At 34.1% G+C, this 4932-nt stretch carries 5 protein-coding genes; 2 read left to right on the forward strand and 3 right to left on the reverse strand.

Annotated elements, in window-relative coordinates; translation table 11 throughout:
* Together RT405_RS04035 and RT405_RS04040 are read right to left on the reverse strand one after the other, a co-directional pair.
* A partial coding sequence (locus tag RT405_RS04035; protein ID WP_313467773.1) for a YibE/F family protein occupies window positions 1-568 on the reverse strand: 568 nt, incomplete at its 3' end.
* On the reverse strand, window positions 565-1680 hold the full coding sequence (locus tag RT405_RS04040; RefSeq protein WP_313467775.1) for a YibE/F family protein: 1116 nt from the start codon (window positions 1678-1680) through the stop codon (window positions 565-567). The genes RT405_RS04035 and RT405_RS04040, both read right to left, overlap by 4 nt.
* Before the next feature lie 419 nt (window positions 1681-2099).
* Here RT405_RS04040 and RT405_RS04045 point away from each other — a divergent pair, with 419 nt between their 5' ends.
* A complete protein-coding gene (locus RT405_RS04045) occupies window positions 2100-3179 on the forward strand; it encodes an LD-carboxypeptidase (RefSeq protein WP_313467776.1) in 1080 nt (359 codons plus the stop codon).
* A gap of 94 nt (window positions 3180-3273) precedes the next feature.
* On the opposite strand, the gene RT405_RS04050 is transcribed toward RT405_RS04045, so the two are convergent.
* Window positions 3274-3771, reverse strand: a complete 498-nt coding sequence (locus RT405_RS04050; RefSeq protein WP_313467778.1) for a GNAT family N-acetyltransferase — start codon at window positions 3769-3771, stop codon at window positions 3274-3276.
* 231 nt (window positions 3772-4002) lie between these two features.
* On the opposite strand from RT405_RS04050, the gene RT405_RS04055 reads away from it, so the two are divergent.
* Window positions 4003-4416 carry a hypothetical protein gene (locus RT405_RS04055; RefSeq protein ID WP_313467780.1) on the forward strand — a complete coding sequence of 138 codons (414 nt, stop codon included), beginning with the start codon at window positions 4003-4005 and terminating at the stop codon, window positions 4414-4416.
* Window positions 4417-4932: the final 516 nt, after the last annotated feature.

Genomic DNA, 4932 nt, shown 5'->3' on the forward strand with positions numbered 1-4932 from the left:
CAAAATATAAAGTGTTTGTAGTTGTTCCTAAAATATCTTTGCCGACGTTCATACCGGATTTAAATAAATCGTAGCGGCTTATTAAAGGATGATGATGGTATACTTCATTCATTGCCGAAGAAACCGAAATAGAAGTATCGGTGATGGCTCCTATAGTTCCCATTATAATCGTGCAAACAGCGATTTTTCCGAAATCTATCCCAACATATAAGGTAAAGGAAGTGAGTTCTTCTAATTCTTCTATTCCGAATCCTTGGATCATCGATTTCTTAACGAATATAAAAATAAGCAGTAATAAAAAAAGCAGCGTGATAAGTGTAGAAATAAAGGCAGTGACTGATTTGATGCTAACCGAATTTATATAAAAGAGGTTGATACAACTAATGACTACACAAGCCAGTAGAGTTAAGATAATCGGGTTAATAGTTTGTACAGTCATTAAAAAGATAGTCAAAAAGGTTACGCCAAAATTTAAGAAAAGCGCAATAAAAGATCTTGTTCCCTTCTCTCCGCCAATGAATTTCATTAGGATAAATAAAATGATCGCTAAACAGACTAATACGTTCATTTGATTGCTCTCCTTTTATAAATGAAATAAGCTGCAATATAAATACTTATTGGAATGGCCAAGACAATTCCAATGCTTCCAACGAGTGCCCTCGTCAATTCCAAGGATAAATTCATCGATACTGTGTACCCTAATGCAGAGCCGTTTTTTAAATAGAGAAGGATCATCGGAATACTCCCGCTGACATAAGCAAAAAACAATACGTTCGTCATTGCGCCCATAATATCTTTGCCTATTTCCATACCAGATGCTTTTAAGGCTTTTAGCGAGATATCTTTGTTTTTATCATATAGTTCATAAAGAGAGGAGATGATGGTAATCGCGATATCCATTACAGCTCCTAAAGAACCCACTAGAATGCTGGCTAAAAATACTTTTTGCGGCGATCTTGTTATAAACGCCATTTCCTCATATCTAAGCCCTTTTTCAGCTGTTAAGACCAGTACGATATAGGCAATAAGCAAGGAAGAAAAAGTTCCTGCCAAAGTTGCTAGAATAGCAGCATACGTTTTTTCGTTGTTTCCACTGACCAGTAATAAAGAAGTAACAGTAAAAAAAAGAATTAACCCACTGCAAATCAGTAATAAACTAGCATGTTCTGAATTTGTATAATGGTTTAATGCAATAGACAATATTAGGACATTGACAACTAAACTGATAATTGAAAATAATCCGCTTCTTTTACCGATAAGCAGCACAGTGATAATAAAGAGCCAGGCTGCTGCAACAACATATTTATCCCGTTTGGGACCATCAATAATCCCTCTTAACTGCTCTCCCTCGTTAGATTGGATGGAAACAAATAATTCATCGCCTAGTTGGTACTTATGATCATCTGCCCCTGATGAGGAGTAGTTATTTTCTAATGCTATCAATTGACCTTTTCGATCACCGTTCTTTAGTTTGCCGATGATCGTTTGATGGAATAAGCTGTCTTCAGTATGAGGCAGATCAGCCAATTCCTTTTGTTCTGTAAGTGTTGCTTCTACTACTTCAACTATGGGCTGTTTATATAAATGAAAGTTGTTTTGCATAACCCACATAGGCAAAATGAGACACAACAAAATAAAGCCGTATAAAAAAAGTGATTTTTTTCCAAAATGGATTTTCAAAGAAAGACCTCCAATGTACAAATTCCTATTTACTTGATCGAGTTAATATAGATGCAAAAGGAACTTTTCCTTTACAAAATAAAACAAACAAATCTCCACTATTGTAACACATCTTTTTTTGCTAACGAGTAACGGTCAGATGTGTATGGTTAATAAGAAAAGACAACTAAAATTAATTTAGTTGTCCCTGGTTAGTCTAAACCTATTTTTTTGCTTTTTTACGGTTTTTTAACTCTTCCGATAAGAATAACGGCTCATTCGAATGATCATAGTATCTCTTTTTTTGAAATAGCGCTATCATTAATAATGAGATAAATGTTAAAATGCTATCTAACAAGTGCTAGCGAATTATTCTGCTTTAACTCTTATATTATTTAAAAATAAACAATAAGCGGCACCCTATTAAAAGGAGAAAAATTATGAAGAAACCAAATGCTTTGAAAAAAGAAGATAAAGTAGCAATCGTCAGTCTTTCAAGTGGTATATTGGGAGAAGAGTTTTGTTCTCACCAACTTGATCTAGGGAAACAACGTTTGATGAAATTAGGGTTGGAGCCTGTCTTTATGCCTAATGCTTTAAAAGGGCTCGACTATTTAAAGCAGCACCCTGAAGCGCGGGCTCAAGATTTAAAAGATGCTTTTCAAGATCCTGCTATCAAAGGTATAATTTGTGCTATTGGAGGCGATGATACGTATCGTTTATTGCCGTTTTTACTAGAAGATAAAGAATTCATTCAGAATGTACAAACAAATCCTAAGTTATTTACGGGTTTTTCTGATACGACTGTCAATCATTTAATGTTTTATCAATTGGGAATGGTCTCTTTTTATGGGCCAAATTTCATCAATGATTTAGCTGAACTTGGTAATGACTTATTGCCGTATACAGAATCTACTCTGCACTCTTATTTAGAAGGACAGGAACAACATGAAATCATTTCAAGTAAATATTGGTATGAAGAACGTACTGAGTTCTCTCAAGCTGCTGTAGGGACTGAACGTATTCGACATCTTGAAGAAAAAGGATACGAAGTTTTGCAAGGAGCAGGTTCGTTTTCGGGTCCGCTGTTAGGTGGCTGTTTAGAAAGTTTATATGATTTGCTGGCAGGGGAACGTTATCCAGATGAAGTTGAAGTAAGTCAGAAGTACCACTTGTTTCCGTCTATAGAACAATGGAAAGGGAAAATCTTGTTTCTAGAAACAAGTGAAGAAAAGCCTACGCTGGAGGAATTGCAAAAAGAACTATGGGCTTTAAAGCAAACCGGTATTTTCTCTGCTATTAAGGGTATCTTGATTGGAAAACCGCAAGACGAAATGTATTATGAAGCGTATAAAGAAATTTACAAAAAAGTTGTTTCTGATGATACACTGCCCATCTTGTATAACGTTAATTTTGGCCATGCTTACCCCCATTGTGCTTTGCCTTATGGAGTAGATATAACGGTAGATTTGACTCGAAAAACGATTTCTTTTAATGAATCATATTTTCAAACTACTTAGTATAAAAAATGATAAAGACGTATTTCAGCAATTTTCATTCTATTTCCAACATACAACCGTAATTTGACCATCTAAATGAATAGGTGGTCTTTTTTTAAGCATTGTACTCCTCTTTTAATAAAGCCATTAAGTAGGCATTTTTGTATTTACCTTTAGTATAGAACTGTTCTCTCAATAAGCCTTCTTTTTTAAAGCCTTGAGATTCGTAAATGTAAACTGCTTTTTCGTTATCAGTATCGACATATAAATATACTTTATGCATATTCAAAATATCGAAAGCATAACTTGTTGCCCGTTCAAAAGCAAATTTAGCATAACCTTGTCCACTAAATTCTGGTTTGATAATGATTTGAATTTCACAATTACGATGGATGTAATTGATTTCGACTAATTCAACTATGCCTACAGTCGTTTTATCATCTTCTACAATAAACCTTCTTTCAGATTCATCTAATAAGTGCTTATCGAAAAGGTATTGCAGCTCAGTAAGCGATTCATAGGGTTCTTCAAACCAGTAAGACATAATAGAGTGTTCATTATTTAACTCGTGCACAACAGGCAAGTCATTAATTTCCAGCGCTCTAAGTTTCAAAATATCTCTCCTATCCATAATATATACCTATACTACCTGATTCCAGTTCTATAGTGCAATCTTTATAAGTTGATTTCAGGGCTCAGTTTACATAAAAGAGGAAGAGAATAAAATTTTCCATCGTATCACTACTTTGCTAGCGGTAAAATATCTTTTTAACCAATAGGGATGAGGATATGACTTCCCTTTTTTCTTTATTTTCGCTAAAATAAAAAAAAGGAGATGGTACACATGAATGAAGCAATGAAAGTCAACAATATCGAAGAGTATATGAAACCGCTAGATATCGAGGTAGCGCAAAATTTTGTATACGGCTATACAGAACCAGGATTGCTGTCTTCTCTTACTTATGGAGCACTAGCATCTTTTGTGGATATGAGTCATTTTTTACTGGTCTTTTCGCCAGACGAAATTGTTTTGGTCGGGTTAACACTGATGGGTGATTTCTCAGACCTATATGCTCGTATTCCTCGTCAGGATATTGAACTGTTTAAAGCAAAAAAAGGATTGGTTCAGTATAAAATAGAAATAAAAGTTAAAGGAGAAAAAAAGCTGAAGTTTAAGGCAAATAAAATGATTGCAGCTGCAAAATGGCAAAAGGGCAATCTAGCTTTCCTTGAATCGAATAATTGGTATCAATCGTAGAGAATGAGTTTAAATCAAATAGTTCGATTGTCCTTATCGAATGGACAGAATTAAATGATGGTATTTTTGGTTTTATTTAGCTTTTTTATAACATTCACCTTTGCTTTTTTGAAAGGATTTCATTTGAAATGTAACGAAAGTACAGGTACATATAAAAGTCTTTATTTTTCTAACCAAGAAAAAAGCGGAATGGCATGTTGAGTGTATAAAGCAATAGAACAAAATCAGAAAAAACAAACCTGAATTGCTATATAGATAATTGTGTCTTGAACTGCAGGTAAAATAGATTCACTTAAAAGGAAAAAAGTTGAACAAAAAAATTAGGTTCGGCTTTTTTCTTTACGGTTAGTAGCCATTTCAATGGTACAATGAAACTTAGAGTATACATATTTTAAAAAAATAGGAGTTAGAGTAAAAATGATGATTGAGGATGCTTTATTAGTAATAGTAGGGTTATTGGCAGCAGTAACCGTGCTCTTTTTAACGTTAGGCCTGTGGTTATATTTGAAGAATCAA

It is taken from the genome of Carnobacterium sp. (assembly GCF_032094055.1).
GTDB lineage: Bacteria > Bacillota > Bacilli > Lactobacillales > Carnobacteriaceae > Carnobacterium_A.

Excerpts from the sequence above, each read along its gene's own strand:
- RT405_RS04045 (WP_313467776.1), top strand. The coding sequence starts at position 2,100 with ATGAAGAAACCAAATGCTTTGAAAAAAGAAGATAAAGTAGCAATCGTC.
- RT405_RS04055 (WP_313467780.1), top strand. The coding sequence starts at position 4,003 with ATGAATGAAGCAATGAAAGTCAACAATATCGAAGAGTATATGAAACCG.